At 38.9% G+C, this 26811-nt stretch carries 32 protein-coding genes; 16 read left to right on the top strand and 16 right to left on the bottom strand.

Features of this window, described 5'->3' with window-relative positions; genetic code table 11:
* Positions 1–5: 5 nt before the first annotated feature.
* From MKL38_RS05470 to MKL38_RS05480, 3 genes are all read left to right on the top strand, one after another.
* Complete coding sequence (locus MKL38_RS05470) at positions 6–1211, top strand: multidrug effflux MFS transporter (RefSeq protein WP_270902756.1); 1206 nt, start codon at positions 6–8, stop codon at positions 1209–1211.
* Between the two features lie 200 nt (positions 1212–1411).
* Positions 1412–1537, top strand: a complete 126-nt coding sequence (locus MKL38_RS05475; protein WP_265597146.1) for a KGW motif small protein — start codon at positions 1412–1414, stop codon at positions 1535–1537.
* 70 nt (positions 1538–1607) lie between these two features.
* A complete protein-coding gene (locus tag MKL38_RS05480) occupies positions 1608–1928 on the top strand; it encodes an NGG1p interacting factor NIF3 (protein WP_080027602.1) in 321 nt (106 codons plus the stop codon).
* On the opposite strand, the gene MKL38_RS05485 is transcribed toward MKL38_RS05480, so the two are convergent.
* The gene (locus MKL38_RS05485) at positions 1921–2721 is read right to left on the bottom strand and encodes an enoyl-CoA hydratase-related protein (RefSeq protein WP_003650247.1); all 801 of its coding nucleotides are present in this window, start codon (positions 2719–2721) and stop codon (positions 1921–1923) included. The genes MKL38_RS05480 and MKL38_RS05485 overlap by 8 nt on opposite strands.
* 109 nt (positions 2722–2830) lie before the next feature.
* On the opposite strand from MKL38_RS05485, the gene MKL38_RS05490 reads away from it, so the two are divergent.
* On the top strand, positions 2831–3406 hold the full coding sequence (locus tag MKL38_RS05490; RefSeq protein WP_270902757.1) for a nicotinate-nicotinamide nucleotide adenylyltransferase: 576 nt from the start codon (positions 2831–2833) through the stop codon (positions 3404–3406).
* 11 nt (positions 3407–3417) lie between these two features.
* On the opposite strand, the gene MKL38_RS05495 is transcribed toward MKL38_RS05490, so the two are convergent.
* The 8 genes from MKL38_RS05495 to dapD all read right to left on the bottom strand — a co-directional run bounded on the left by MKL38_RS05495 (position 3418) and on the right by dapD (position 8496).
* The gene (locus MKL38_RS05495) at positions 3418–3780 is read right to left on the bottom strand and encodes a glyoxalase superfamily protein (RefSeq protein WP_004643686.1); all 363 of its coding nucleotides are present in this window, start codon (positions 3778–3780) and stop codon (positions 3418–3420) included.
* A gap of 12 nt (positions 3781–3792) precedes the next feature.
* The gene (locus MKL38_RS05500) at positions 3793–4362 is read right to left on the bottom strand and encodes a CAP domain-containing protein (RefSeq protein ID WP_270902758.1); all 570 of its coding nucleotides are present in this window, start codon (positions 4360–4362) and stop codon (positions 3793–3795) included.
* Positions 4363–4480: 118 nt separating this feature from the next.
* The gene (locus tag MKL38_RS05505; protein ID WP_270902759.1) at positions 4481–4942 is read right to left on the bottom strand and encodes a peroxiredoxin; all 462 of its coding nucleotides are present in this window, start codon (positions 4940–4942) and stop codon (positions 4481–4483) included.
* An 18-nt stretch (positions 4943–4960) separates the two neighbouring features.
* Complete coding sequence (locus tag MKL38_RS05510; RefSeq protein WP_270902760.1) at positions 4961–5647, bottom strand: diphthine--ammonia ligase; 687 nt, start codon at positions 5645–5647, stop codon at positions 4961–4963.
* A gap of 96 nt (positions 5648–5743) precedes the next feature.
* Entirely contained in the window at positions 5744–6160 is a 417-nt protein-coding gene (locus MKL38_RS05515; protein ID WP_017387866.1) for a hypothetical protein, read from the bottom strand.
* A gap of 16 nt (positions 6161–6176) precedes the next feature.
* Positions 6177–6845 carry a 7-cyano-7-deazaguanine synthase QueC gene (queC, locus tag MKL38_RS05520; protein ID WP_004643680.1) on the bottom strand — a complete coding sequence of 223 codons (669 nt, stop codon included), beginning with the start codon at positions 6843–6845 and terminating at the stop codon, positions 6177–6179.
* Positions 6846–6885: 40 nt separating this feature from the next.
* A complete protein-coding gene (gene queE, locus MKL38_RS05525; RefSeq protein ID WP_270902761.1) occupies positions 6886–7596 on the bottom strand; it encodes a 7-carboxy-7-deazaguanine synthase QueE in 711 nt (236 codons plus the stop codon).
* Between the two features lie 78 nt (positions 7597–7674).
* The gene (gene dapD / locus MKL38_RS05530) at positions 7675–8496 is read right to left on the bottom strand and encodes a 2,3,4,5-tetrahydropyridine-2,6-dicarboxylate N-succinyltransferase (RefSeq protein ID WP_004643678.1); all 822 of its coding nucleotides are present in this window, start codon (positions 8494–8496) and stop codon (positions 7675–7677) included.
* Positions 8497–8783: 287 nt separating this feature from the next.
* Between dapD and carO the strand changes: the two genes are divergently transcribed.
* The gene (gene carO / locus MKL38_RS05535) at positions 8784–9524 is read left to right on the top strand and encodes an ornithine uptake porin CarO type 3 (protein WP_198495315.1); all 741 of its coding nucleotides are present in this window, start codon (positions 8784–8786) and stop codon (positions 9522–9524) included.
* Positions 9525–9613: 89 nt separating this feature from the next.
* Here the strand turns inward: carO and MKL38_RS05540 are convergent, their stop codons facing one another.
* The 6 genes from MKL38_RS05540 to MKL38_RS05565 form a co-directional block, all read right to left on the bottom strand.
* The gene (locus tag MKL38_RS05540; protein WP_004790709.1) at positions 9614–10537 is read right to left on the bottom strand and encodes a CysB family HTH-type transcriptional regulator; all 924 of its coding nucleotides are present in this window, start codon (positions 10535–10537) and stop codon (positions 9614–9616) included.
* A gap of 28 nt (positions 10538–10565) precedes the next feature.
* Complete coding sequence (locus tag MKL38_RS05545; protein ID WP_003650279.1) at positions 10566–11627, bottom strand: sulfate/molybdate ABC transporter ATP-binding protein; 1062 nt, start codon at positions 11625–11627, stop codon at positions 10566–10568.
* An 11-nt stretch (positions 11628–11638) separates the two neighbouring features.
* The gene (gene cysW, locus MKL38_RS05550) at positions 11639–12523 is read right to left on the bottom strand and encodes a sulfate ABC transporter permease subunit CysW (protein WP_045429575.1); all 885 of its coding nucleotides are present in this window, start codon (positions 12521–12523) and stop codon (positions 11639–11641) included.
* The gene (gene cysT, locus MKL38_RS05555) at positions 12520–13353 is read right to left on the bottom strand and encodes a sulfate ABC transporter permease subunit CysT (protein WP_003650283.1); all 834 of its coding nucleotides are present in this window, start codon (positions 13351–13353) and stop codon (positions 12520–12522) included. The genes cysW and cysT overlap by 4 nt, the downstream gene beginning before the upstream one ends.
* An 80-nt stretch (positions 13354–13433) precedes the next feature.
* On the bottom strand, positions 13434–14042 hold the full coding sequence (locus MKL38_RS05560) for an RBBP9/YdeN family alpha/beta hydrolase (RefSeq protein WP_270902762.1): 609 nt from the start codon (positions 14040–14042) through the stop codon (positions 13434–13436).
* A gap of 30 nt (positions 14043–14072) precedes the next feature.
* Positions 14073–15080, bottom strand: coding sequence for a sulfate ABC transporter substrate-binding protein (locus MKL38_RS05565; protein ID WP_270902763.1), 1008 nt, complete (start codon positions 15078–15080; stop codon positions 14073–14075).
* Positions 15081–15343: 263 nt separating this feature from the next.
* Here MKL38_RS05565 and pabC point away from each other — a divergent pair, with 263 nt between their 5' ends.
* The 4 genes from pabC to MKL38_RS05585 all read left to right on the top strand — a co-directional run bounded on the left by pabC (position 15344) and on the right by MKL38_RS05585 (position 18388).
* Positions 15344–16156, top strand: coding sequence for an aminodeoxychorismate lyase (gene pabC / locus MKL38_RS05570; RefSeq protein ID WP_270902764.1), 813 nt, complete (start codon positions 15344–15346; stop codon positions 16154–16156).
* A gap of 1 nt (position 16157) precedes the next feature.
* Positions 16158–17228: an endolytic transglycosylase MltG gene (gene mltG / locus MKL38_RS05575; RefSeq protein ID WP_270902765.1), complete on the top strand. Its 1071-nt coding sequence runs from the start codon at positions 16158–16160 to the stop codon at positions 17226–17228.
* Positions 17229–17237: 9 nt separating this feature from the next.
* Positions 17238–17837 (top strand): dTMP kinase, encoded by a 600-nt coding sequence (gene tmk / locus MKL38_RS05580; RefSeq protein ID WP_005038890.1) that lies wholly within the window; start codon positions 17238–17240, stop codon positions 17835–17837.
* A 134-nt stretch (positions 17838–17971) separates the two neighbouring features.
* Positions 17972–18388: a PaaI family thioesterase gene (locus MKL38_RS05585; RefSeq protein WP_005038892.1), complete on the top strand. Its 417-nt coding sequence runs from the start codon at positions 17972–17974 to the stop codon at positions 18386–18388.
* Positions 18389–18445: 57 nt separating this feature from the next.
* Here MKL38_RS05585 and nadB read toward each other — a convergent pair whose 3' ends face one another.
* The gene (nadB, locus tag MKL38_RS05590) at positions 18446–20089 is read right to left on the bottom strand and encodes an L-aspartate oxidase (protein WP_270902766.1); all 1644 of its coding nucleotides are present in this window, start codon (positions 20087–20089) and stop codon (positions 18446–18448) included.
* A 230-nt stretch (positions 20090–20319) separates the two neighbouring features.
* On the opposite strand from nadB, the gene MKL38_RS05595 reads away from it, so the two are divergent.
* From MKL38_RS05595 to rnc, 7 genes are all read left to right on the top strand, one after another.
* A complete protein-coding gene (locus tag MKL38_RS05595; RefSeq protein WP_270902767.1) occupies positions 20320–21696 on the top strand; it encodes a Do family serine endopeptidase in 1377 nt (458 codons plus the stop codon).
* A gap of 125 nt (positions 21697–21821) precedes the next feature.
* Complete coding sequence (locus MKL38_RS05600; protein WP_198495320.1) at positions 21822–22274, top strand: acyl-CoA thioesterase; 453 nt, start codon at positions 21822–21824, stop codon at positions 22272–22274.
* A gap of 20 nt (positions 22275–22294) precedes the next feature.
* Positions 22295–22843 carry a GNAT family N-acetyltransferase gene (locus MKL38_RS05605; protein WP_270902768.1) on the top strand — a complete coding sequence of 183 codons (549 nt, stop codon included), beginning with the start codon at positions 22295–22297 and terminating at the stop codon, positions 22841–22843.
* A 183-nt stretch (positions 22844–23026) separates the two neighbouring features.
* Positions 23027–24844 (top strand): translation elongation factor 4, encoded by a 1818-nt coding sequence (lepA, locus tag MKL38_RS05610; RefSeq protein ID WP_270902769.1) that lies wholly within the window; start codon positions 23027–23029, stop codon positions 24842–24844.
* Between the two features lie 75 nt (positions 24845–24919).
* The gene (lepB, locus tag MKL38_RS05615) at positions 24920–25747 is read left to right on the top strand and encodes a signal peptidase I (protein WP_231762759.1); all 828 of its coding nucleotides are present in this window, start codon (positions 24920–24922) and stop codon (positions 25745–25747) included.
* A 24-nt stretch (positions 25748–25771) separates the two neighbouring features.
* A complete protein-coding gene (locus MKL38_RS05620; RefSeq protein ID WP_004643664.1) occupies positions 25772–26146 on the top strand; it encodes a DUF4845 domain-containing protein in 375 nt (124 codons plus the stop codon).
* Entirely contained in the window at positions 26118–26810 is a 693-nt protein-coding gene (gene rnc, locus MKL38_RS05625; RefSeq protein ID WP_004643662.1) for a ribonuclease III, read from the top strand. Before MKL38_RS05620 ends, rnc begins: the two co-directional genes overlap by 29 nt.
* Position 26811 lies beyond the last annotated feature (1 nt).

Raw genomic sequence — 26811 nt, forward strand, 5'->3', positions numbered from 1 at the left:
GAAAAATGAAATCAAAAATCCATTTCCGCGAGTTCGCACTGCTGATGGCATTGCTCATGTCTATTGTTTCTTTTTCGATAGATGCAGTCTTACCTGCTTTAGGCGAGATTGGACGAGTTTTTGACTTAAAAAATAATAACCAGTCGCAATGGGTCATCATTGGTATCTTTTCAGGAATGACCATTGGACAGCTCATTGCAGGTCCATTATCCGATGCAATCGGTCGTAAACGGATTTTATTCACAGGAATTATTATTTATTTTCTGGGAAGTTTATTGTGCTTTTCTACACAAAGTTTTGAATGGTTCTTAGTCGGGCGCTTTATTCAAGGTATCGGTGTTTCAGGACCTTACGTTGCTTCTATTTCAATCGTTAGAGATAAATACAGCGGAGCTCAAATGGCTCGCATCATGTCTTTAATTATGATGGTATTTATGGTTGCTCCAGCAATTGCACCGAGTTTAGGGCAACTCATTATTCATTTCTTTGGTTGGCGTGAAATCTTTGTTTTATATATGGTCTATGCCACAGTTGTGGGAGCATGGGTCGCTTTGCGACTAGAAGAGACTTTACTTCCCGAAAATCGTTTACCTATGCGTATAAAAGCATTTAAGGAAGGCTTTAAAGAGGTCGTAAGTAATAAAACCACCATGAGCTATCTATTGTGTGCTGGATTCTGTTTTGGTGGATTTATTGGTTATTTAGGAACTTCCCAGCAAATTTTTATGCAGCAATTTGGTAAAACAGGGCAAGAGTTTAGTGCTTACTTTGCTGTGCTTGCGGGTGTGATGGGAATCGCATCATTTACAAACTCTAAAATTGTCATGAAGTTTGGCATGCGTCCAATCTGTATTTATGGCTTTCTTGGACTGTGCTTAATTTCTTTGATTTTCTTGTTGATTCAACTCTTAGGCGTAACGGTATCATTTTGGATGTTTATGCTTTATGCCTGTATTTTGTTTTTATTGTTTGGAACCTTATTTGGTAATTTAAATGCGATTGCGATGGAACCGATGGGGCATGTTGCTGGAATGGCATCGGCTATTATTGGTGCAGCTTCCTCTGTATTGTCACTTATTCTTGCTTCTATCATTGGGCAGTTATATAACGGTACATTGATTCCAATGACCTGTGGTTTTGTGATTTTGTGTGGTTTAGCTTTTGCTATGACAATATATGAGAATAGATATTTAAAGAAATCGGATGCTTAAAATTATAAAGATGAAGATAGATTACTGAATTTTAAACTTTTCTTCAGACTAAGATTTGCATATGGATGAGTGCAGCTCTTTTAAGCGTTTTAGACAACTTATGAGACTATAGACATAGAGCTATTTATCCCCGTATGCTTGGTTCAAGGTTGGTTCAATTTTTGCTTTCTCTGTAACAACGATAAAAATCGGAGATCAAAATGATGAAAAATAAGTATCACATAAGAACAATGTATACCAAAGATAAGGGCTGGCGCTTATTTGGCTTGGCGCTTGCTATTCAAATACTTTTTATTGGAGCAAATTATTTAGCAATGATGAGCTGATTTTGCTTCTAAAGCTTGCTTAGCGGTATGATCTAAACCTTGTTCATAAAAGTTTTGAGTCATTCTTGTTATGTTAAAGCTGATTTATTACGTGCCTGAGTCACATCTTGAATTAACTAAACAAGCCATTTTCTCTGCTGGTGCAGGTGGTATCGGTAATTATGAACACTGCGCATGGCAAGTAAAAGGAATAGGGCAGTTTAAGCCAGTTAAAGGGGCTGCTCCCTATATTGGGCAGCTAGATGAACTTGAACAAGTTGATGAGTGGCGTGTTGAAACAATTGTGCTTGAAGAAAACGCAAGGGCTGTAGCGAAAGCATTAAAGGCAAGCCATCCTTATGAAGAGCCTGCCTTTGAGTTTATTCAAATCATAGAAATTGATTTTAATTAAACTGAGAGAAATCTGGTTTACGTTTTTGCATAAATGCTTGAACAGCCTCTAGCATTTCAGGTGAGCGAACACGTTGCATAAAGATTTCAGCTTCATGATCAACACATTCGATAATCTGCTCTAAATTATGCTTCATGAGCGCTTTAGTTTGTTTTAAAGATGCAAGAGGCAAGGCCGTTAATTGTTGAGCAGTTTGTTGAGCTGAAACATAAGCATCTTCAACTACTTCATTGACTAAACCTGCTTGTACCGCTGTTTCTGCATTAAACTTTTTCGCAGTAAATAGCAGCTCAGCTGCTTTATGGTAGCCAGCTTGTTGAACAAGTAATTGACTTGCGCCACCTTCTGGAGAAAGACCTAGGCTTACAAATGGAATTTGGAAAAGGGCTGTATTGTCAGCAAAAACCAGATCTGCATGCAATAAAATTGTAACGCCAATACCAATTGCAACGCCTTTTACCGCAATGATAAGTGGTTTTGATAATTTGGCAGCGGCTTTAAGTAAAACGAATGGTGGGACTTCTCCTGCTGGGCCGATGTTAGGATTTTGTACAAAACCCATAAAATCTTTCATGTCATTGCCAGCTGTAAAATCTTGTTCTACACCGCGTAGAACGACTACTCTAACTTCTTTATTGAGATCGGCTTCATTCAGTGCTTTGGCAATCCATAAATAAAGTTCGCCGTACAATGCATTTTTTGCATCTGGGCGATTTATGGCTAAGGTGAGTACGCCACCTTCTAAATTTGCGTTTAAATGTTGATGAGGTTGTTGAATACAGCTAAGTGTCATCGTACTATCCTTGCTTTAAACCACGTTGTTAATTTTTAGGTTCTCATTATGGCGCATATTTTTTGTAATGAGCGTTACTGATGAGTTCATAAAAAGTGAAAATCTAATTATGTATAAATTTGACTATCTCGTTTTTATAGGTCGCTTTCAACCATTTCATTTGGCTCATATGCAGACAATTGAAATTGCCTTACAGCAAAGCCACTATGTGGTTTTGGCATTAGGCTCTGCGCAAATGGAACGTAATATTAAAAATCCATTTCTTGCGATTGAACGAGAGCAAATGATTTTATCTAATTTTTCATTAGATGAGCAAAAACGTATTAAATTTGTGCATGTAGTCGATGTTTATAATGATGAAAAATGGGTGAAACAAGTCAAATCTTTAGTGAATGGCGTGATTGAACCGAACTCAAAAGTAGGTTTGATTGGACATTTTAAAGATGAGTCTTCTTATTATTTAAAACTTTTCCCTGAATGGATTATGGTTGAACTCGATAGTTTAAAAGATTCTATTTCAGCTACTCCGATGCGTGAAGCATATTATCGTGGTGAAATCCAAACTGAATTTTTTCCTGTAGGAACCATTCAGTTTTTGGATGAATTTCAAAAAACACGTATCTATCAGCAACTGCAGCAACACTTTGAAGAGGATGACCTCTCTAATTTAGATGAGTTTGAATAAGAGTATATAGCTTAAGCATCTGCCCAAAAGATAATTCGGTTGGAAAACGGATCGGTGATACTGAGTTCAAGTGTTTCCCAATCTGTTTTTTCAACCTGAGGTTTGGCGAATTTATAATCTTTTTGACTCAATTCGCTATGCAACTCATAAATAGGTTCCCAATAAATGCGGATTGCACTATGTGGGCTTGCATCTCCAAAATGCTCAGATAAATGAATAACGCAATCATCTTTGGAAATTTGTAGATATAACGGAAAGTTATCTTCAAATTGATGTTGCCAATCAAGTTGGAAACCTAAGAATTCAAGATAAAATGATTGGGCCAAATCAACATCAAAAATTCTTAAAATTGGGGTGATTGAACCTGATTGCATCATTTTTTCCTTTTAACGTGTACCAAATTGTTGAGTCCAATAGCTCTTTTGTTTTGCAGACTGATCGGAAGCACAAGCGATTGCGTAAGTTGTAAATTTGGGGTTCATTAGATTACTACAATGTAGAGGACTCGGCAGCCATTTAGACATAACTTCACTCAAAGTTTTCTGGCCGCTAGCGACATTTTCACCGTTGGCTTTACCGAGTGTATTATAAATTTTCAAACGTGACTTTAAATCTAGTCCTGTTGAACTCACATGTCCGAGAAAGTTGTGTCTTGCCATATCTTCACTATGAGAAAGTGCACCTTTATATAAATTATTATTCCAACTTAGCGGTTTAGCAGCAGGGAAAAATTGTTGACCACACTGGCGTGGTTGTTGGCGGATCTGGTTAATTGTATTAAGTATGGCCTGTTGATAAGCTGGGTTTTGCAAATCTTGGCAGCTTATTTCAATGGCAGTTTTCTGAATTTGGGAAATAGATGGGGGGGTGTCGGTTGGCATGGGTAATGTATTTGCACTACATGCACCGATAAAAAGAGTCAAAGGCAGTAAAGAGTAATTTTTGAGTAGACTCATGTGAACGCCTTAAAATAATTATTCTAATGTTTTTATCATACGCCAAAGTCAAATTATTGAGCAATTCTTTGCAATAAAAAAGCGAGTTCGATACTCGCTTTTTTATTGCATAACTTTATTAAGCCGATTGAAGGGCTTTTAGGTCTTCAAGTACTTGTTCAGCATGTCCTGCTGCTTTGACTTTACGGTAGCTTTTAACTAAGGTTTTGTTATGGAAAATGAAAGTAGAGCGTTCAATTCCCATAACTTTTTTGCCATACATGTTTTTTTCTTTAATGACATCAAAATGATTACAGAGCACTTCTTCTTTGTCGCTAATGAGGTCAATCGTGAGCGCTTGTTTTTCAGTAAAGTTTTGATGGGTCTTTACCGAGTCGCGTGAAACACCGAAAATACGTGTACCTAAAGCTTCAAATTGGTCTTTTAAACAAGAGAAACCGACTGCTTGTGTTGTACACCCTGGGGTTGAATCTTTTGGGTAGAAATAAATGATTAACCATTCATTCTCGACCTCGGCCAAGTTCACTTCACCGTGGGTAGTAGGAAAAACCTGATTTGGTAATTGAATATTTTCAGTCATTTCTCATCCTTCAAAAAGCTAAATTTGATCTAATTCAAGTGGTAAAAAAGCATATTCTTCATGATAAACAATATTGAGTTTTCTTACAGGAATTGCTTTGTTAAAAATTGGTCCATCAATCACAGTTGTATGAAATTCACCGCCTTCACCACATGGATCAATACCGCGATTCTCAAGTTCTTGGATATATTCTAAGGTTAAAGTTTTGCCTAGATCTTCAATGGTCATGCCTAGTTCTAAGTTCACTGTCACAATGACACTACGGAAACCAAGATTGATAAACTCTTCAACCACCTCACGATGTGGACGAAGCCAAAGAGGCATACCTAATTTGAGTCCCACTTGTTGAGTAATCCGATCATGCCAACACCCATGTTTAGGCATATCAAGGTCACCTGTAACAAGTACCTCGGCACCTTGTTGTTTTGCCTGAATGAGTAATTCAATAAATTTAGCTTCATAGTCATTCCAGCTCGATGAAGCCATAAATACTGGTAGGCCGATTGCTTTAGCTTGTGTTTGAATAATATCAAGTGGCATGGCATGTGAACGAGAGCGCTGGCCTTGTTCTTCTAGCATGACGATGAGTCCACTAACCGTACCAGTTTGCATTGCATGGTAGAGTGCAAGGGAGCTGTCTTTACCTCCACTAAATGAGACAATAGACTGTTTGTTAATTGCGTTGGTTTTCCATTGTTCTTGCATGATTTATTTCAAATGAATTGGTCAAGATCGATTTCATTTTAACAGAGCTATAAAAAAGCCTGCATAAATGCAGGCTTAATTTGGAATAGCAAAAGCTTATTTTTTAGGAGCTTGTTGTTGAGCTGCTTTCATTGCATCTTCAGTTAATTTTTCAAGCTTAGTTGTTAACTGAGGGCCGAAACATGCTTTAAGATCACGGTTTTGTTGTTGTACAAATCCTAGAGAGCTTGGGCTTTTCTTCGCATTGATTGCACTTTGGATTTCCCATTTTTGTGCTTCAGTGACTTTACCTTGTGCTTCAACTTGGCAGCTACAGAATTTGCTAACTTCAGATGAACTTAGTTTACCGCCTTTAGCTGTTTGATCTTTACAAACGTTAACTAATGCACCTTTAACGTTAGTACTTTTATATGCTGCTTGAACTGGGTTTTCCGCAGCATGTGCTGTACCAGCCATAAGAGCAACAGTTGAAAACAAAGATGAAAGAATAAGATTTGATTTTAACAACTTCATAAATTTTACCTACTTATTACGGTATATAGCGTGTTGGGTCGGCAACACCGGCCTCGATAAAGCCTTCTTTACGCAAACGGCAACTGTCACATTTGCCACACGCACGTCCTTGAGCATCTGCTTGGTAGCAAGATACCGTTTGACTATAGTCTACGCCATGTTCAATCCCTAAACGTATAATATTCGCTTTGGATAAATGTAACAGGGGTGTTTCAAATTTAAGTGGTTTTCCTTCCACGCCAGCTTTCGTTGCTAAACGTGCCATATTGGCAAAAGCGTCAATAAATTCAGGGCGACAATCAGGATATCCTGAATAATCAACAGCATTGATACCAATAACAATTGCTTCAGCATTGAATACTTCTGCTGCTGCTAAGGCATATGAAAGGAAAATTGTGTTACGTGCTGGTACATAAGTTACAGGAATGCCTTCTTGTAATTGTTCTGGTACAGCAATGTTATGGTCTGTAAGTGCAGACCCACCTAAATTAGCCAAATCAATATTAATTACACGATGTTCAACACCTGCACGTTGAGTTAATGCTTTTGCTGCATCGAGTTCAGTGGTTGAGCGTTGACCATACATAAAACTAATAGCAATACATTCATAGCGTGCTTGTGCCCAAGCTAGGCAAGTGGTTGAGTCTAAGCCGCCTGAAAGTAAAACAATGGCACGAGGGCGCATATTTTTCTCCATATTCGGAATGATTTATTTTATTGAGTGATTAGCGACCTGATTCGTCATTCCACAGCAGTTTATGTAACTGAAGTTGGAAACGAACGGGTAATTTATCATCCAGTATCCACTGTGCCAGATCACGTGCTAGACGTGGCAGGCCAACAGCACCATTTTCAACTGCAAAGGCAGGGGAGAACCAAACGGTACTGACTTTTTTATGCAGTTGATATTTTTCAACTTGTTGCTTTGACCATTCATAATCTTCGCGGTTACAAATGACGAATTTAATTTGGTCATGCGTAGTCAAATGATCAAGATTGCTGATGAGGTTACGATGTTCCTCACCAGAAGTTGGAGTTTTTAAATCGAGAACTTTAGAAACACGCGAATCTACTTTTGAGACATCGAGCGCGCCACTGGTTTCTAAAGAAACATCAAAGCCAGCTTCACATAGACGTTGTAATAAAATCAAACAGTTTGGCTGTGCAAGTGGTTCACCACCAGTTACACAAATATAAGGCGTTTGAAATTGAGTAGCTGTTTCAATGATATGTTCAAGTGAAAAACGTTCACCACCTTCAAAAGAATAAGTGGTATCACAATAGCTACAACGTAATGGACAGCCCGTTAGACGAATAAATACAGTCGGTAGGCCAGAGGCATTTGCTTCACCCTGCAACGAGTAAAAAATCTCGGTAATGCGTAAACCGGACGCAGGGTCTGAGACAGGGATTGCAGAGGAACGTAAGGAAGCCATTCTAGAAATACCACACTATATAAAAAATAAAATCTCTACGATCAGTGTTGACCGTAGAGATGTTTGATCAAACTGAAATTAGTCAGCGCGTAACAAATCGTTCAAACTTGTTTTTGCACGTGTTTGCGCATCAACTTTTTTCACAATAATTGCAGCATATAAGCTGTATTTACCATCAGCAGACGGCAGGCTACCTGCTACAACAACTGAACCTGCAGGAACGCGACCATAATGGATTTCGCCAGTTGCGCGGTCATAAATTTTAGTCGATTGACCAATGAAAACGCCCATTGAAATGACTGAGCCTTCTTCAACAATAACGCCTTCAACGATTTCTGAACGCGCACCGATAAAGCAGTTGTCTTCAATAATGGTTGGGTTAGCTTGTAATGGTTCTAAAACACCACCGATACCTACACCACCAGACAAGTGAACATTTTTACCGATTTGAGCACATGAACCTACAGTTGCCCATGTATCAACCATTGTGCCTTCATCTACGTAAGCACCGATGTTGACATAAGATGGCATTAACACTACGTTTTTAGCTTGGAAGCTACCACGACGTGCTACAGCAGGAGGAACAACACGAACACCTGCTGCTTTAAATTGTTCTTCAGTCCAACCAGAGAATTTAGTTTCAACTTTGTCGTAGAAACGAAGATCACATGACTCGATTGGTTTATTGTCATTGAGTTTAAATGATAATAAAACAGCTTTTTTTAACCATTGGTGAACAACCCATTCACCATTGATTTTTTCAGCAACTCGAAGTGTACCGTTATCTAAACCAGCAATTGCTTCTTCAACAGCTTGGCGGATTTCGCTTGGGCAATCTGCTGCAGTAAGGTTTGCGCGGTCTTCAAATGCTTGCTCAATGATCGTAGAAAGCTGAGACATGATCTTCCTTCCATAAAAAATTTTAAAGATTTTACACTAATTTGTGACAAGAATCTTTGAAAAAACGTGTTACGTTTAATCGAGGGTATAAATGAGGTAAATGAAATTAAGCTTATTAGATAATCAAGTGTTTTTTACACAAAAATGATTTGAAAATAAAAATTTAACTCAATTTGTATCAAAAAATAACAGAAATCTAGCATTTTTTGTATAAAAAAGACTCTAAGCTCTCTTTATTATGATTTCAGTCACAAAATTAAAAACAGAGCCTTTTTGAGGAGAAAACTATGAAAGCATTACGTGTTTTAGTAACAACAACAGCTTTATTTGCTGCTGGTGCTGCAATGGCAGATGAAGCCGTTGTTCATGACAGCTACGCATTTGACAAAAACCAATTAATTCCTGTGGGAGTGCGTGCTGAGGTGGGTACAACTGGTTACGGTGGTGCTTTATTGTGGCAAGCAAACCCATATGTAGGTTTGGCACTTGGTTATAATGGTGGTGACATTTCTTGGTCTGATGACGTAAAAGTTAATGGCTCAACTTATGATCTAGATATGGACAATAACAATGTCTATTTAAATGCCGAGATTCGTCCATGGGGTGCAAGTACTAACCGTTGGGCTCAAGGCCTATATGTAGCGGCTGGTGCAGGTTATCTTGATAATGATTACGATTTATCTCGTAATGTTGATGCGACTCGTTCATTCCGTGTCAATAATCAAGACTTCCTTGCTAATGAGGGCGGAGTAAAAATTAATGGTAAAATGTCTTATAAAAATGACATTGCTCCATATTTAGGTTTTGGTTTTGCACCTAAAATTAATAAAAACTGGGGCGTATTTGGTGAAGTAGGTGCTTACTACACTGGTAACCCAACAGTTAAACTTGTTTCAACAGGTTCAGCTACTACTACTGGTGATCAGTCACTTGAAGAAGCAGTAAATGCGGAAGCGCGTAAAATCGCAAATGACGATAAATACCAATGGTTACCAGTTGGTAAAGTTGGTGTGAACTTCTACTGGTAAGATCCTAAAGAAAAAACGAGCTGCGGCTCGTTTTTTTGTGTTTAATAAAAAAAAAGAGCTAAAAAGCTCTTTTATTTTTTCCTTAATTTTTATTCATCTGGATAAGCAATTTTCTTAAGTGCTTTAATATCGGCATCAGGTGAGCATAAAGAAATAAACTCGTAACCATAACCGCGTAATAGATGGCCTTTACGCACAGCAATCCATGTCGTATTGACACCAAAAATATCAGTTTTAGTTTGTTTTAAACGATGATCACGCTCTGTGTCATAAGCTACATCATTGACAATTCCGACTCCCATGCCCAATTCGACATAAGTCTTGATAACGTCTGCATCAAGAGCTGACATCACGATATCTGCATCGAGGTGAGCTTCTTCGAAAGCTTTGTCAATTTTAGATCGACCTGTGAAACCGCCATGATAAGTAATGAGTGGGTAGTCCGCTAAAAGTTCAAGCGTAATCTTGTCCGCCTTCACTAAAGGATGATTTTGCGGTGTGATAATACTGTGTTGCCATTGATAGTAAGGAATACTCGCTAGATTTTCTTCAGTCGTTAAAGACTCTGTAGCAATTCCAATATCAGCCTCACCTTGTAAGAGCATTTCTGAAATTTCAACAGGGCTGGCTTGTTGTAAAATCAAATGAACTTTAGGAAATAACTTCTTAAATTGATTGACGATTGGAGGCAGTACATAACGTGCTTGAGTATGGGTCGTCGCGATCGTTAATGTCCCTTCATCAACTTTATTAAAGTCTTCCGCAAGACGTTTAATATTTTCAGCATCAACTAACATGCGTTCAACGATGCCAAGAAGAGATTGTCCTGGTTCGGTTAAACCTAAAAGACGTTTACCTTTTCTTATAAAAAGTTGTACACCTAGCTCGTCTTCTAAATCTTTAATATGTTTACTTACGCCTGATTGGGACGTGTAGAGCGCAGCTGATGCTTCGGTTAAGTTAAAGTTTTGGCGTACAGTTTCTCGGATAATTCTTAATTGTTGAAAGTTCATTCACACTTTTCCTTACCAAATATATTTCTTAAGCAACTTGATCTGCAAATAAGTGCAGTTGAGATGCACTTACCCAAACGGTTTGATTCGGTTTAAACGCATGTAATTTTGCAGCTTCATTGCTTAGAGCAATCTCAATTAAACGTCCATTACGGTCTTGTAATTCCGCCACAACTTTTCCAGCAATCCAGATTTCACGTACAAAAGTCGCTTCAATAGTATTCGCCTGAGGTTGCGAGTGAATATGTAACTCATCTGGACGCGCAAAAGCAATCACTTTTCCTTGAGGCGCCTCAACTAACGTTGGTAATTGAATACGGTCATTGCCAATACGGATAATACCGCCTGTGTTTTCACCTTCAAAACGATTTGCCTGACCTAAGAAATCAAATACAAATGGTGTTGATGGTTTTTCATAAACTTCACGAGGCGAACCAATCTGCTCTACATTACCTTTATTCATTACAATAATCTGATCGGCAACTTCAAGTGCTTCTTCCTGATCGTGGGTCACGAAAATTGAAGTAATATGCAACTCATCATGTAAGTTGCGTAACCAGCGGCGTAATTCCTTACGCACTTTTGCATCTAGCGCACCAAAAGGTTCATCAAGTAATAATACTCGTGGCTCTACTGCCAAGGCACGGGCTAAAGCAATACGTTGACGTTGTCCGCCCGAAAGCTGAGCAGGGTAGCGGTCTGCCAAAAATCCAAGTTGAACTAGATCAAGTAAACGAGTAACACGTTTTTTAATTTCAGCTTCTGAAGGGCGTGTTGCACGTGGACGAACACGTAAACCAAAGGCAATATTGTCAAATACAGTCATGTGACGGAATAAAGCATAGTGTTGAAATACAAAACCGACCTGACGCTCACGCACATGTACATTGGTTGCATCTTCGCCTTCAAGTAACACTTGACCGCCATCAGCTGATTCTAGGCCCGCAATAATACGAAGTAGGGTTGTTTTACCGCAACCAGATGGGCCGAGTAGGGCAACCAGTTCACCTTCAGGAAAGTCTAGGGAAATATTTTTAAGCGCATGGAATGCACCAAAGTGTTTTTCAATATTTTTAACTTGAATACTCATGATTTCATTCCTTACGAATCAGTTGAATGCGGTTCTGGTTTGTCTTGATGTAGTTCTAACCACGTTTTCAATACCAGTGTTAATAGGGCTAAGAAAGCAAGTAATGAGGACACGGCAAACGCTGCGCTAAAGGTGTACTCGTTATATAAAATTTCGACATGAAGTGGCAGGGTATTGGTTTCACCACGGATGTGGCCAGAAACTACAGATACTGCGCCGAACTCACCCATTGCGCGGGCATTACATAGAATCACGCCGTAAATTAAACCCCATTTAATGTTTGGTAGAGTGACCTTCCAAAAGGTTTGCCATCCTGATGCACCGAGTACAATCGCTGCTTCTTCCTCTTCAGTCCCTTGAGCTTCCATGAGTGGAATTAACTCACGTGCGACAAATGGAACTGTAATAAAGATAGTGGCCAAAACAATTGCGGGTACGGCATATAAAACTTTGATGTCATGCTCCATTAACCATCCGCCAAACCAGCCTTGCGCACCAAAAATCAATACAATCATTAAACCAGCAATAACGGGTGAAACCGAAAAAGGCATATCAATGATGGTGGTTAAAATTGCCTTACCTTTAAACTGGAACTTAGAGACAGCCCATGCAGCGCCAACACCAAATATCACGTTAATTGGTACAGCAATTGCTGCGGTTAATAAGGTTAATTTCACTGCCGATAGCGTGTCTGGATCAATCAACGCTTGAACATAGACTTCAAGTCCTTGTTTAAATGCTTCTACAAAAACCAGAATGAGTGGCAACATTAGGCAGCTTAAGAAAAAAATCAGAGCCACGGTAATGAGTGTGTAACGTACCCAAGTTGGTTCACGTGTCGCATCTCGTGATTGCAATTTAAGCGCAAGCGCATTGCTGTCAGTATGTAGGTTCATGTGACATTTCTCCCTGTACGACGGTTTGCCCACGCTTGAAGTAAATTAATGGCAAATAAAATGATGAAAGAGAGAACTAACATGACCGCAGCAATCGTTGTTGCACCTGCATAATCATATTCTTCAAGACGTGAAATGATCATGAGTGGAGCAATTTCTGTTTTAAACGGCTGGTTACCCGCAATAAAAATAACTGAACCATATTCACCCACACCGCGGGCAAATGCTAAAGCAAAACCTGTGAACAAAGCTGGTAGTAATATCGGTAAAATAATTTTAGTAATCGTCTGCCAGCGATTTGCGCCAAGTGCTGAAGCTGCTTCCTCAAGCTCAGTTTCGATATCACTGAGTACTGGTTGAACTGTTCTTACAATGAATGGAATACCAATGAAGACCAATGCCAATGTAATACCGATTGGGCTATATGCGACCTGAATACCTAGAGGTTCGAGATATTGACCAATCCAGCCAGTAGGTGCATAGAGTGAGGTAAGTGCAATACCTGCAACTGCAGTTGGAAGAGCAAAAGGTAGATCGACTAATGCATCAACCAGACGTTTCCCTGGGAAGTTATAACGTACAAGGCACCAAGCCAGAAGTAAGCCAAACACAACATTAATAAATGCTGCTATTAAAGCTGAACTAAAACTGAGTTGAAGCGATTTTAAAATACGTTCAGATGTTAATATTTCCCATAATCCGTCCCATCCAATTCCAAATGATTTGATAAAGACTGCGGCTAATGGAATAAGCACAATAAAAGACACATAGGCGAGGGTGAAGCCCAAAGATAGACCAAACCCAGGCAGCACTCGGGATCGCTGCGACATGATATTTCCTCAAAGAGAAAAGCCTGCTGAAACCAGTAAGCGAATAAATAAAGATAAACGGTGCGATATAAAGATGGGTATTAAGCAAATTTCAAAGAGAAATGAGTTTTTACCGGGTCGATAGATGCGTGACTACACATCGAATCTTCTGGAATCAGGTAATTCAGCAAATCTGGAAATGGTCCAAAACCTGAAGCAACATTAATATGGCCGACTTCACCAAGATTAACTGGATTTAATTTCCACGACTTAGCAAGTTGTAAAGCATCAAAAAAGCCGAGCCATGGATCATTTTCACTAATGAGCAGAGATGTTGGGACATCAATTTTTAACTGATGAAAATATGTTTTGTAGTCGGTCAAGCTATGGCGGGCAAAACCAGCTTCCCCAAAGCGTGCTGGATTTGCTGGAGCAACCAAAATAAGTTTCTTAACTTGGCTCTTTAACTCTGGATATTCTGCTAAAGCAGCAACACTCGTTAAGCAACCAAAACTATGCGCAACAATTTGTACAGGAGCTTGCGCTACTTGAACTGTTTTAACGAATTGTTCAACCCATTCACTTAATACTGGTCTATCCCAGTTTTTTTGCTCAACACGAGAACTAGACACGAGTTGACGCTGCAACCAAGATTGCCAATGCTGATGTTCACTTCCACCTACACCTGGAACAATTACAGTATGAATCATGTCTGTTCTCCTTATCTTTAGTACAAAGAATTACTTCTCTGTACTATTGATTTTCACGATTTGATCGAAAACACCACCATTGTCGAAGTGTTTCTTTTGTACCTTCGTCCAACCACCAAACTCTTTATCGATGGTTACAAGCTTCAATGGCTTAAATACGTTGCTGTATTTCTTAAGAACGGCTGCATTGCGTGGACGGTAGAAGTTGCGTGCTGCAATTTCTTGGCCAGCTGGCGAATACAAGTAGTTGAGGTAACCTTTTGCAATTGTGAGGTTGCCTTTTTTAGTCGCATTCTTTTCAACAATTGCAACTGGAGGCTCAGCTAGGATTGAAAGAGAAGGGGTAATAATTTCAAATTTACCCGGCTGTTCGCGAAGCGCTAAATGTGCTTCATTTTCCCAAGCAAGTAAGACGTCACCAATGCCACGTTCAGCAAAAGTAGTGGTTGCGCCACGAGCACCTGAATCTAAAACTTTAGTATGTTTATAAATTTGACGAACATACTCTTGTGCTTTTGCATCATTACCACCTGGTTGATGTTTTGCCCAAGCCCAAGCTGCAAGATAATTCCAACGAGCGCCACCAGATGTTTTCGGGTTTGGTGTAATAATTTCTACGCCCGGTTTGATTAAATCACCCCAGTCTTTAATTTGTTTAGGGTTACCCTTACGCACTAAAAACACAATTGTTGAGGTGTATGGGGTAGAGTTCTGCGGTAACTTTTTCTGCCAGTCAGTTGGAAGTAATTTTGCTTTTTCAGCAATTTCATCGATATCTGCTGCGAGCGCTAATGTCACTACATCTGCATTTAAGCCATCGATAACAGCACGTGCCTGTTTACCAGAACCGCCGTGTGATTGTTTAAACTCAATATCTTGCCCAGTGCGTTTTTTCCAGTAAGCACCAAATTGTTTATTGAAATCTGTATATAACTCACGAGTTGGATCGTAAGAGACGTTTAAAAATTCTTGAGCTGCAAATGATGAAACTGAAAGAAGTGCAGCGATAACCCCGACTTTTAACTGAGAAAAACGCATGAGATAAGTCCTCAAAAAATATGAAATGTTCAAAACATGAACGCAGAATAGCGCTAGTCTTTATTCTAAAAAAATAATAAAAAACGAATTTAATATGAAAAAAATAGAAATAGTAAAAACAGATAAGTTATTCTTAAATCTTGATATACAACAAGTTTCAAAAGTAGATACGAAATCGGTATAATTTTTTAAAATCAGTCATTTATTATTTAAATGAAAGGTGTTGTATTGTTGGATCGTTTTAAGCAAAGGGTGGATTAAACATGTGGTGTTTTAAAAATGGGCAACCTGTTGAAACCATTCCTTTACTGGATCGAGCATTTCATTATGGAGATGGATGCTTTACCACAATTCGTGTTTTTCAAAACCAGATTGAGCTTAAAGAAAGACATTGGGAACGCCTAAAACTTGCATGTCAAAAACTGTCTTTAACTGCGGATTTTGAATTAGTAGAACAAAGTTTGCAGCAACTACAAAATCAGCATCTTGTGCTCAATGGCACTTTAAAAATTGTGATTAGTCGTGGGATAGGTGACCGTGGTTATAGTTTGCCAAAGCATCAGGCTGATATTTATATCTGGTTTTATCCGAAAGCTTTAGAGCCATTTCAGCCGGACTTTATTCAGTGTGGCGTTTTAAATCAGGCCTTAGGTTTAACCATGCCAAGCTTAGTCGGGCTTAAATCTTTAAACCGTCTTGAACAAGTATTGCTAAAAAAAGAAGCAGATCAACTTGGGTGGGCTGAAGCATTAGTTACTGATGTACAAGGTTATATTGTTGAAGGGGTCAGTAGTAATTGTTTTATTCGTTTAAATGATAGATGGATTACTCCTGAACTTCGTTATAATGGCGTCCACGGTGTAATGCGGGCAGAAATTTTAGCACGTATGCAGCACCATGGTATTGCCTGTGAAGTACGTGTAATTGAGTTAGATGAAGTATCTGAAATACAAAGTCTATTCTTTTGTAATGCTTTACATCCTATGCGAGTGGTCACTCATTTAGGAGCGAAAACGTTAGAAACACAGGCATGCATAGATTTATTTCATCTCCTTAACTTAAATCAGATTCATTAATATGCCGAAGCCACCTGTGAATGCGAAAGCAAAAAACGCCAAGAAAAATAACAAAAAACAAGCTCCAAAATTTTCTAAGCGATTGGTTCTAATTGGCCTGTTTATTGTTTTAATTTCTACTTTTGCCATTTTATGGTCGAGTCTATTTAAAGCTTATCCGATTGAAGGCAAAAAACAGATGTTATCCATTACATCTGGTGAGACCTATTCTGGTTTTATTGATCGGTTGGCGAAAGAAGGCAAAATTAGCTTTCCAGTGGTATTAAAGCTTTATCAGAAATTTATGATTCATGACAGCATGAAAGCTGGTGTGTATGAAATTGAACAGGGTATGAGTGTAAGAGAAGTATTAGAGATGTTATCTGATGCGGATAATGCTCAGATGAACCGTGTTTTGGTTATTGAAGGCACAACTTTTAAACAGCTTATTACTGCATTAAAAAATGATAAAAACGTAAAAAATACAATATTAGATTTACCCGATGATCAACTTATGAAGGCGCTTGGCATTCCTTATGATCATCCAGAAGGTTTGTTTGCACCTAATACGTATTTCTTTGCCAAAGGTGAGACTGACAAGAAAATTCTTACCGATTTATATCATCGTCAAATCAAAGCTTTAGATGCAGCTTGGGCAAATCGTGCGCCGAATTTACCTTACAAAGACAAATATGAAGCATTAATTATGGCTTCTATTGTTGAGAAAGAAACAAGTTTAGATAGTGAACTTACACAAGTTTCTGGTGTTTTTGTCCGCCGTTTAAAAATTGGTATGCGTTTACAAACGGATCCAACTGTTATTTACGGTATGGGCAATAACTATAAGGGAAACATTACCCGAGAAGACCTGCGTACTCCAACAGCATATAATACTTATACTATTAATGGCTTACCACCAACGCCAATTGCTTTACCAAGCCAAAAAGCAATTGAAGCTGCATTGCATCCAGATGATTCAAACAACATCTATTTTGTAGCAACTGGTAATGGTGGACATAAATTTACGGCAAGCTTGCAAGCGCATAATCAAGCGGTGCAAGAGTACTTATCCGTGTTGAGATCGAAAAAATAAGGAAAAGAGATGTTTATTAGCTTTGAAGGCACGGAAGGGGTAGGTAAAACTACACTCATTCGAAAAATTCATCAGCATTTTGAAGAGCAAGGTAAACAAGTTGTTTTAACACGTGAACCGGGTGGTACTCCGCTAGCTGAACAAATTCGTTCAATGCTTTTGGCAGTGAATCATGATGAAAATATGAGTCATGATACCGAGCTATTACTCATTTATGCGGCACGTGCTCAACACTTACAACAGGTCATTTTGCCTGCTTTAGAATCTAATAAAATTGTATTAAGTGATCGTTTTACCGATGCAAGTTTTGCTTATCAATGTTCTGGTCGTGGTTTAAGCCAAGATAAGCTACAGCTTTTAAATCAAAACTTTGTTTCACGCATGCCAGAAGTGACTTTCTGGCTAGATGCTCCGATTGAACTCGGGATGGATCGTGCGCGTGAACGTGGAGCTTTAGACCGTTTTGAACAAGAAAAGTTAAGTTTTTTCACTAAGGTTCGTGAAGGTTATGAAACCTTATGGAAAGCTGAACCTGAACGGATTAAGCGTTTAGATGCTACACAAAGTCCTGATCAGGTATTTGAACAGGCATTGCAATATTTAAGATAAAAATTGATTGACCACTCTTATTTTTATAAGAGTGGTTAAAAATGATGACAATTCTGGTTTGAATCGTCATAGAAAATATCTGTTATTTTCTTATGCTATCTTACATATGATTTATAGATTGAAGAATAACAAGGATGAAAAGCTCAAAAGAAGAAATCGTGGCATTTCTTGAAAAGGAATTTCCACCAAGTCTTGAACATTGCACTATTGAATCAGTCTCGCCCAAAGCCGCAGTTGTTTATTATCATGTCGATCAAAGGCATCAACGTCCCGGTGGCACCATATCAGGTCCAACCATGATGACCTTAGCAGATTTTGCTTTATATATTGCTATCTTAGGTGAAATCGGAATTATTGGTTTAGCTGTGACGACTAACTTTAATATTAACTTTTTACGCAAACCTGCGGGTGATCAAGACTTACGCAGTGAGTGTAAACTCATGAAAGTAGGAAAGAGCTTGGTGGTGGGTGAGGTTTGGATTTATTCAGTAGGGTTGGATGAACCCGTTGCACATGTGACCGCGACTTATTCAATTCCACCTAAATCATAAATATCAAACCAAATAAAAAGCACAGTTTGAACTGTGCTTTTTTTGTAGAAAAACAGCTTAAATATCAGTATTAACCAATGGCTGTTCTACTGCAAAATTTGGAGGAGTTAAAACTGTTTTACGAATCTCACTCGAGGTTTCCGGATAATCGAGTGTGTAATGTAGACCACGTGATTCCTTGCGCTGCATCGCACAACGAACAATCATTTCAGATACGAGAACAAGATTACGCAGTTCAATCAGGTTCTTGCTAACACGGTAGTCTTGATAATACTCAGTGATTTCACGTTTTAACATTTCAATACGGTGTAAAGCACGTTCTAAACGTTTTGTGGTTCTTACAATACCAACGTAGTTCCACATGGTAGAACGTAACTCATCCCAGTTTTGTAAAATCACCACATCTTCATCTGGATTGGTGACTTGAGAGTCATCCCAACTTGGTACTTCTGGTAGTTTTAAATCTTTATCAAATTTATTTTCGATGTCTTTTGCTGCACTCATGCCATAGACGAAGCATTCAAGTAATGAATTACTCGCCATACGGTTTGCGCCATGTAAACCGGTATAAGACGTTTCCCCAATAGCATATAAGCCTTCAATATCGGTCTGGCTATTTGAGTCAACCACAACACCACCACAGGTGTAATGAGCTGCTGGCACGACAGGAATCATGTCTTTGGTAATGTCGATGCCCAATTCAAGCAATCGTGCATAAAGTGTAGGGAAGTGTTCTTTAATAAACTCTGGTGATTTGTGCGTGATGTCTAACCACACATGGCGAATACCGAGGCGTTTGATTTCATGATCAATGGTACGTGCAACAATATCGCGTGGAGCCAGTTCCGCACGATCGTCAAAACGCAGCATGAAACGTTCACCATCAGGCAAGCGTAAATAAGCACCTTCACCACGCATGGCTTCGGTAATTAAAAAAGAGCGAGCTTGGGGGTGATAGAGACAAGTTGGATGGAACTGATTAAATTCCATATTCGCAACACGACAACCTGCGCGGTAAGCCATGGCAATACCGTCACCAGTGGCAATATCTGGATTAGATGTGTAGAGGTAAGCTTTCATTGCACCGCCGCAAGCAAGCGCGGTAAATGGAGCAAGGAAGGTATGAACCTGTTCTGTGTTTTCATCTAATGCATATAAACCAATAGCGCGATTCGCTTGGTCAACATGTCCTAATTTTTGTGATGTAATTAAATCAATCGCAATGTAGTTTTCAAAAATAGTAATATTTTTACGTTCTTGGGCACGTTCAACCAAGGTGGTTGAAATAGCTTTACCTGTTGCATCCGCAGAATGGATAATACGGCGCTGCGAATGACCACCTTCGCGGGTTAAATGAAGTTGTTCATCTTCATCTAAGGTAAACTGCACGCCTTGCTTTAAAAGAAAATCTACAGAAGGACGACCACCTTCTACGGTATGTTGTACCGCATCCATTTCACACAAATGAGCACCTGCAATCATAGTGTCATTAATGTGCTGTTGAATAGAGTCAGTCTCATCAAGAACAGCAGCAACTCCACCTTGAGCGTAGAAGGTACTTGCTTCGGTTAAAGCAGCTTTGGCTAAGACTGCAATATTAAAATGATTTGGTAACGATAAAGCCAGACTTAAACCAGCGCCGCCGCTGCCCACAATAATCACGTCAAAGTGGTGAATTGTCTGTAAATTAGGCATGTCCATTCGCAACAATCTAAAACGTCCGCTAATGACACCCCTTTTTATCTAAAAAGGCAAGAGCTTAAGCGCTCTAACTCAGAGAAAAATTGCAATTGGCTTAAAAAGTTGCAATGCGTAAAATAATCATTGTGATGATGTCTTACAAATAAACATATTGTTACGCACAACTCCAAAGCGTTGTGATACAACAGTTTTATTCTTATTCTCGTAGACCAATTGTGGGTGAGCACCAAATGAAAACTCGCTATTTACAACAAGGAATGTATGCAGCGGTATTTACAGTTGCTGCTGTTCAGGCAAATGCTACTGTTGATTTTTCAAACCTCGTTGAACAAGTTAGTCCAGCAGTGGTGAGTGTAAACGTCGTAAAAAAAATGACTCAGGATGAATTGTTGCAGCAGCAAGTTCCTGAAATTTTAAAACGTTTTTTTGGTAATCAGGTCATCATTCCGCAGCAACAAGGTCCACAAGAAAAAACTGCATACGGTAGTGCATTTTTTATTAGTAAAGATGGTTACCTACTCACTAACCACCATGTGATCGAAAATGCCTCACGCATTAGTATCACTTTAAATGATCGTCGTGAAATTGATGCAACGGTGGTCGGTAGTGATGAGCGTACAGACGTTGCATTGTTAAAGGTAACTGGAAATAGCTATCCAGCTTTAAAAGTGGGGAATGTTGATCGCTTACGAGTGGGAGAGCCAGTTTTAGCAATTGGTTCGCCGTTTGGTTTTGACTATTCAGCTTCGGCAGGTATTGTTAGCGCTAAATCACGAAATATGAGTGGTGAAACCTCTATACCGTTTATTCAAACTGATGTTGCGTTAAACCCAGGTAACTCTGGTGGTCCATTGTTTAACCAAAATGGTGAAGTGGTTGGAGTAAACTCTCGCATCTTTAGTGGTACTGGCGGCTATATGGGCTTGTCTTTCTCTATCCCGATTGACGTAGCGATGGATGTTGCCGAACAGCTTAAAACTAAAGGTAAGGTAACACGCTCTTATCTTGGTGTGATGATGCAAGACATTGACCGAAACCTTGCCGATGCTTACAAGTTACCAAAACCTGAAGGTGCTTTAATTACTCAAATTTCTCCGAACTCACCTGCACAAAAAGCAGGACTGAGAGCTGGAGATGTGATTTTGAAATATAACGGTAATCCGGTATCGCGCACCAGTGAATTACTGTATGCATTAAACAAAGTACAGCCGAATCAAACTATTCAGTTTGAAGTATTACGTGATGATAAAACCCGTAATATTTCAGCAACTTTAACGACTGCCCCAGATGAAACGCCTGCCACAGGTGCACAAGGTGCTGTATCTAAAGGTCCAGTTCTAGGAATGAGCATTCGTGATTTGGCTGAACCAGAAAAAAGTGCTTTAAGTGTAAAAGGTGGTATCTATGTACAAGATGTTCGCCGTGGTGGCTTAGCATCATTGTCAAATATCATTCCGGGTGATGTGATTGTTCAAGTCAATAATAACCAGATTTTAAATAGTCAGGATTTTGCAAAAGTTGTTTCTAACTTGCAAAAAAATACGGTAGCACGTATTGCAATTATTCGTCAGGGACAACGCGCAATGCTTGGTTTACGTATTCAGTAAACTTAAAAAGAAACAATGAGCCACCCTAAACATGGGTGGTTTTTTGTTATTTATCTTGAGCGTATAGTGATATCTACCTACACTTATTTCAGTTTGAAAGTTAATAAATAAGAGTGTGAACATTCGTGAGTAGTATTTTTGATTTACATATTCAGGTACAGCCACATCATATTGATGCGTTAGGACATGTGAATAATGTGATGTATGTACAGTGGATGCAGGATGTAGCTGCTGCTCATGTTGAAACGTTAGGAGTGGGGGTCACTAAATACCTCGAGTTAAAACATGCAATGGTCGCGGTTGAGCATCATGTGCAATATCGTAAAGCTGCATTTGAAGGTGAACAAATTGTATTACGCACATGGTTAGATGATATCAACGCTCTTTATTCTTTCCGCCAGTATGTATTTTTCCGTCCATCAGATCAGGCTGTATTATTTGTTGGAAATACCAAATGGGCATGTATTGAAATTGCCACAGGGCGCCCAAAACGAATGTCTCCAACTTTTACTCATGCATACAAACCGCTTGATTCAAGCATAAATCCTTATGATTTTACTGTTTCATATGTTAGCTAGTAAAAAAGAGAGGCTGAAATTTGGAGTATTCATTTTCCATAGAAACTGATCGATTGGTTTTAAGTGATCTTACAGATGATGATAAAGATTTTGTCTTTGAATTATTTTCAAATTCAAGCGTACTCGAATTTTATGATTTAAAAGCCTTTACTGCATTAGAAGAAGCTCAGGCTCTAATTGAAAAAATGCATAAAAAATGGGACCAACGGCTAGGTTTTAGACATGCTATTCGTCTTAAACAAGATGCAACTATGCTGGGAACATGTGGAGTAAATGCTGTCAAACCAATTGGTGATGATCTTGCGGTAGTCATTGGTTATGAGCTTCATCCTCATGCATGGGGTTCGGGATATATGCATGAAGCTCTTACAGGGCTAATTCATTCTTTGAAACAAGAGGGATTATTCCAACGAAAAATAAAATATGTTTGGGCTGAGATATTTGAGCCCAACATTAGATCCCAGCAAGTTGTTCACAAACTTGGTTTCAAATTGATTGGAAAGACAGCTAATCATACTGGCAATAATTTATCTGCAAGCCTGCTTAGGTTTGAGCTAAAGCTGTACTGATTTACATACTCTTCAAAGAGAAATAGTTTGTTATGTTGAGAAGTTTAAAAAGCTTTTTTAAAAGAAAGAATTTATGTCTTTTTCATATCTGCAATCTGTTATAATCGCACGCAATTAATTTAACTGCTTTGGCTGTGTATTAAAACAAGCTACATAGCACTCTATATTTTCTCAAGGTAACCCATGGCGCAAGCTAAAAAATCCGTCGATATCAAAAATATACGAAATTTCTCGATTATTGCTCACATTGACCATGGTAAGTCTACATTGGCTGACCGTTTTATTCAGATGTGTGGTGGTCTACAAGATCGTGAAATGCAAGCCCAAGTCTTAGACTCAATGGAGCTTGAGCGTGAACGTGGGATTACCATTAAAGCCGCTTCTGTCACGCTGTATTACACTCATCCGAATGGTCAGGAATATCAACTTAACTTTATTGATACTCCTGGACACGTAGACTTCTCGTATGAAGTTTCCCGTTCATTAGCTGCATGTGAAGGTGCGCTATTGGTTGTAGATGCTGCACAAGGTGTAGAAGCACAATCAGTTGCAAACTGTTATACCGCAATTGAACAAGGTCTCGAAGTTCTTCCTATTTTAAATAAAATTGATTTACCACAGGCTGAACCTGAACGTGTAATTCATGAAATTGAAGAAATCATCGGGATTGAAGCGACAGATGCACCGACATGTTCAGCAAAAACAGGTTTGGGTGTTGATGGCGTTTTAGAGCGTTTAGTCGATGTTATTCCAGCGCCTGAAGGCGATCGTGATGCTCCATTGCAAGCATTAATTATCGACTCATGGTTTGATAACTACTTAGGTGTAGTTTCTCTTGTACGTATTAAACAAGGTCGTATCCGTAAGGGCGACAAAATGTTGGTTAAATCGACAGGACAAACTCATCCGGTAACTTCAGTGGGTGTATTTAATCCTAAGCATACTGAAACAGATATTCTTGAAGCTGGTGAAGTAGGTTTTGTTATTGCGGGTATTAAAGATATTTTTGGTGCACCAGTAGGTGACACTATTACCCTTGCTGCTACACCTGATGTTGCAATTTTACCGGGTTTTAAAAAGGTTAAGCCACAGGTTTATGCTGGTCTTTTCCCGATTGATGCGAGTGATTTTGAGCCATTCCGTGAAGCGTTACAAAAATTGCAGATCAACGACTCAGCTTTGTTCTTTGAACCAGAAAGCTCAGATGCACTAGGTTTTGGTTTCCGTTGTGGCTTCTTAGGAATGCTACACATGGAGATTGTACAAGAGCGTTTAGAGCGTGAATATGACCTTGATCTCATCAGTTCTGCGCCTACTGTAATTTATGAAGCATTAACCAAGAAGGGCGAAACGATTTATATCGATAGTCCATCAAAAATGCCAGACGGATCTACTGTAGAAGATTTGCGTGAGCCGATTGCAGAGTGTCATATCCTTGTTCCTCAAGAGTACTTAGGGAATGTAATGACCCTATGTATTGAGCGCCGTGGTGTTCAAAAAGATATGAAATTCTTGGGTAATCAAGTTTCTATTACCTTTGAAATCCCGATGGCTGAAGTCGTTATGGATTTCTTTGATAAATTAAAATCATGCTCTCGTGGTTTTGCATCGCTAGACTATAACTTCGTGCGTTTCGAAAGTTCAGCTTTAGTTAAGGTTGATGTATTAATTAATAGTGACAAGGTTGATGCCTTGGCTATGATTTGTCACCGTAATGACGCGCGTCATCGTGGTATTGCATTGGTTGAGAAAATGAAAGATTTGATTCCTCGCCAAATGTACGACGTTGCTATTCAAGCAGCTATCGGTGCACAAATTATTGCTCGTTCTACTGTAAAAGCGATGCGTAAAAACGTATTAGCGAAATGTTATGGTGGTGACGTTTCACGTAAGAAAAAACTACTTTCTAAACAAAAAGAAGGTAAGAAACGTATGAAACAAGTGGGAAGTGTTGAAATTCCACAAGAAGCGTTCTTGGCTGTATTGAAAGTAGAAAGATAAGAAATGAGGGGGGAGAAGTAAGATATTACTTTTCCCCCACTTTAAGACAAGCAGCTAGGCTGCGAGTGAGGTCGTGTGGATTTTGATTTTAATTTAATTCTTGTTCCAGTTACGCTGATTCTATTTGCAGTGTGGTTGTTAGATAAATTTGTATTCAAACAGCGTGCAAATAAAGGGCGCGGGAACGAAAATTTTGTTATTACATGGGCCTATGACTTTTGGCCAGTTTTAGCTGTAGTACTTGTGCTTCGTTCATTTCTTTATGAACCATTTAATATTCCATCAGACTCTATGGTACCTACCCTAGAAACTGGTGATTTTATTCTGGTTAATAAATTTGATTATGGTGTACGTTTACCTATTGTCAATAAGAAAATTATTGATGTGGGAGAACCAAAGCGTGGTGATGTGATTGTGTTCCGTTATCCACCTCAACCTACCATTAGTTATATTAAACGTGTAATCGGTTTACCGGGTGATCATCTTGTTTATGATCATGGACAATTGATTATTAACGGACAAAAAGTACCGAAAGTATTAACACAGTTTAGTCGCGAAAAAGATGTGTTAGATACCCCAACGTCTATTTATCATAAAGAGACGATTGGTACGCACACCTTTACGATGCGTGAACTTGAAGGCGTAAATGTGGCGCGTCAAGCACCGTTTATCAACTATGTTGAAAATGGTAAATATGCAAACCAAGACGGTTTATATTGGGAAGTGACTGTTCCAAAAGGACATTACTTTGCAATGGGAGATAACCGTGATCAAAGTGCAGACAGTCGTTTCTGGGGCTTCGTTCCTGAAGAAAATTTAACAGGGCGAGCATTCTATGTGTGGATGCATAAAGAACCGGGTTTACATCTTCCTAACTTTGGCCGAAATGGAAAAATAGATTAAAAACAACCATTAGGAAAAAAAGAAATGCGTAAGGCACAACAAGGTACTTCGTATTTAGCAATTTTATTTGGGGTGGTTATATTTGCAGTTGCAGTAAAAGCTGTACTTGCAGTTTGGCCAGCATATTGGGATGATCGATTGATTAATAATCAAATAGAAGAGCTTTTACAAGAAAGTTCTTCTGAGATCACACCACAGAAGTTTGTGACACAAATGGATCAGCGACTGGAAATGAACAATATTCGTGATCTCCACTTTAAAGAGATTGCGCAAGTGTTTAATCAGTCTGGTCTGACAGTCAAAAAGAAATATGAAGTAAGAAAACCTTTCTTATCAAATATTGATTTAGTTTTAACATTTGAGAAGAGTTTTGATAAAACATCAGTTCAAACTAAGTGATCCTCGCTTATTGAGTCGAATCGGATATCAATTCAAGCAGCTTGAGTTGTTACAGTTAGCTTTGACTCATCGTTCGGTGAGTCATAAATACAATTACGAGCGCTTGGAGTTTTTAGGCGATTCATTATTAGGCATGATTGTTGCCAATTATCTATATCATGCCTATCCAAATGAAAACGAAGGTCGTCTAACGCGTATGCGAGCGACTTTAGTCCGTCAGGAAGCTTTAGGTAAGATTGCAACCGATTTGCAACTTAGTCGGTGTTTAATATTAAGTACGGGTGAATTGAAATCTGGTGGTCATCATCGTGAGTCAATATTGGCTGATACGGTAGAAGCGATTATTGGTGCAATTTATATTGATAGTGGTGATCTCAACTTACTTACAGATATTGTGCTAAAATGGTATGTACCCTATTTAGACCATATTGAACCTACGGATCAACTTAAAGACCCGAAATCACGTTTACAAGAGTATCTACAAGCACGTAAAAAACCTCTCCCTGTTTACGAGGTTGTAGATATTCAGGGTGATGCACCTCACCAGCACTTTAAAGTTGAATGTTTGATAGATGGTTTATCAAAGATTTATGGTGAGGGTTCAAGTCGTCGTTTTGCCGAGCAGGCAGCAGCGGCGGAAATTTTAAAGTTATTGGAGCAATAAC

Origin of the sequence: Acinetobacter sp. AOR14_HL (assembly GCF_027855175.1) — a bacterium.
GTDB classification, from domain to species: domain Bacteria; phylum Pseudomonadota; class Gammaproteobacteria; order Pseudomonadales; family Moraxellaceae; genus Acinetobacter; species Acinetobacter calcoaceticus.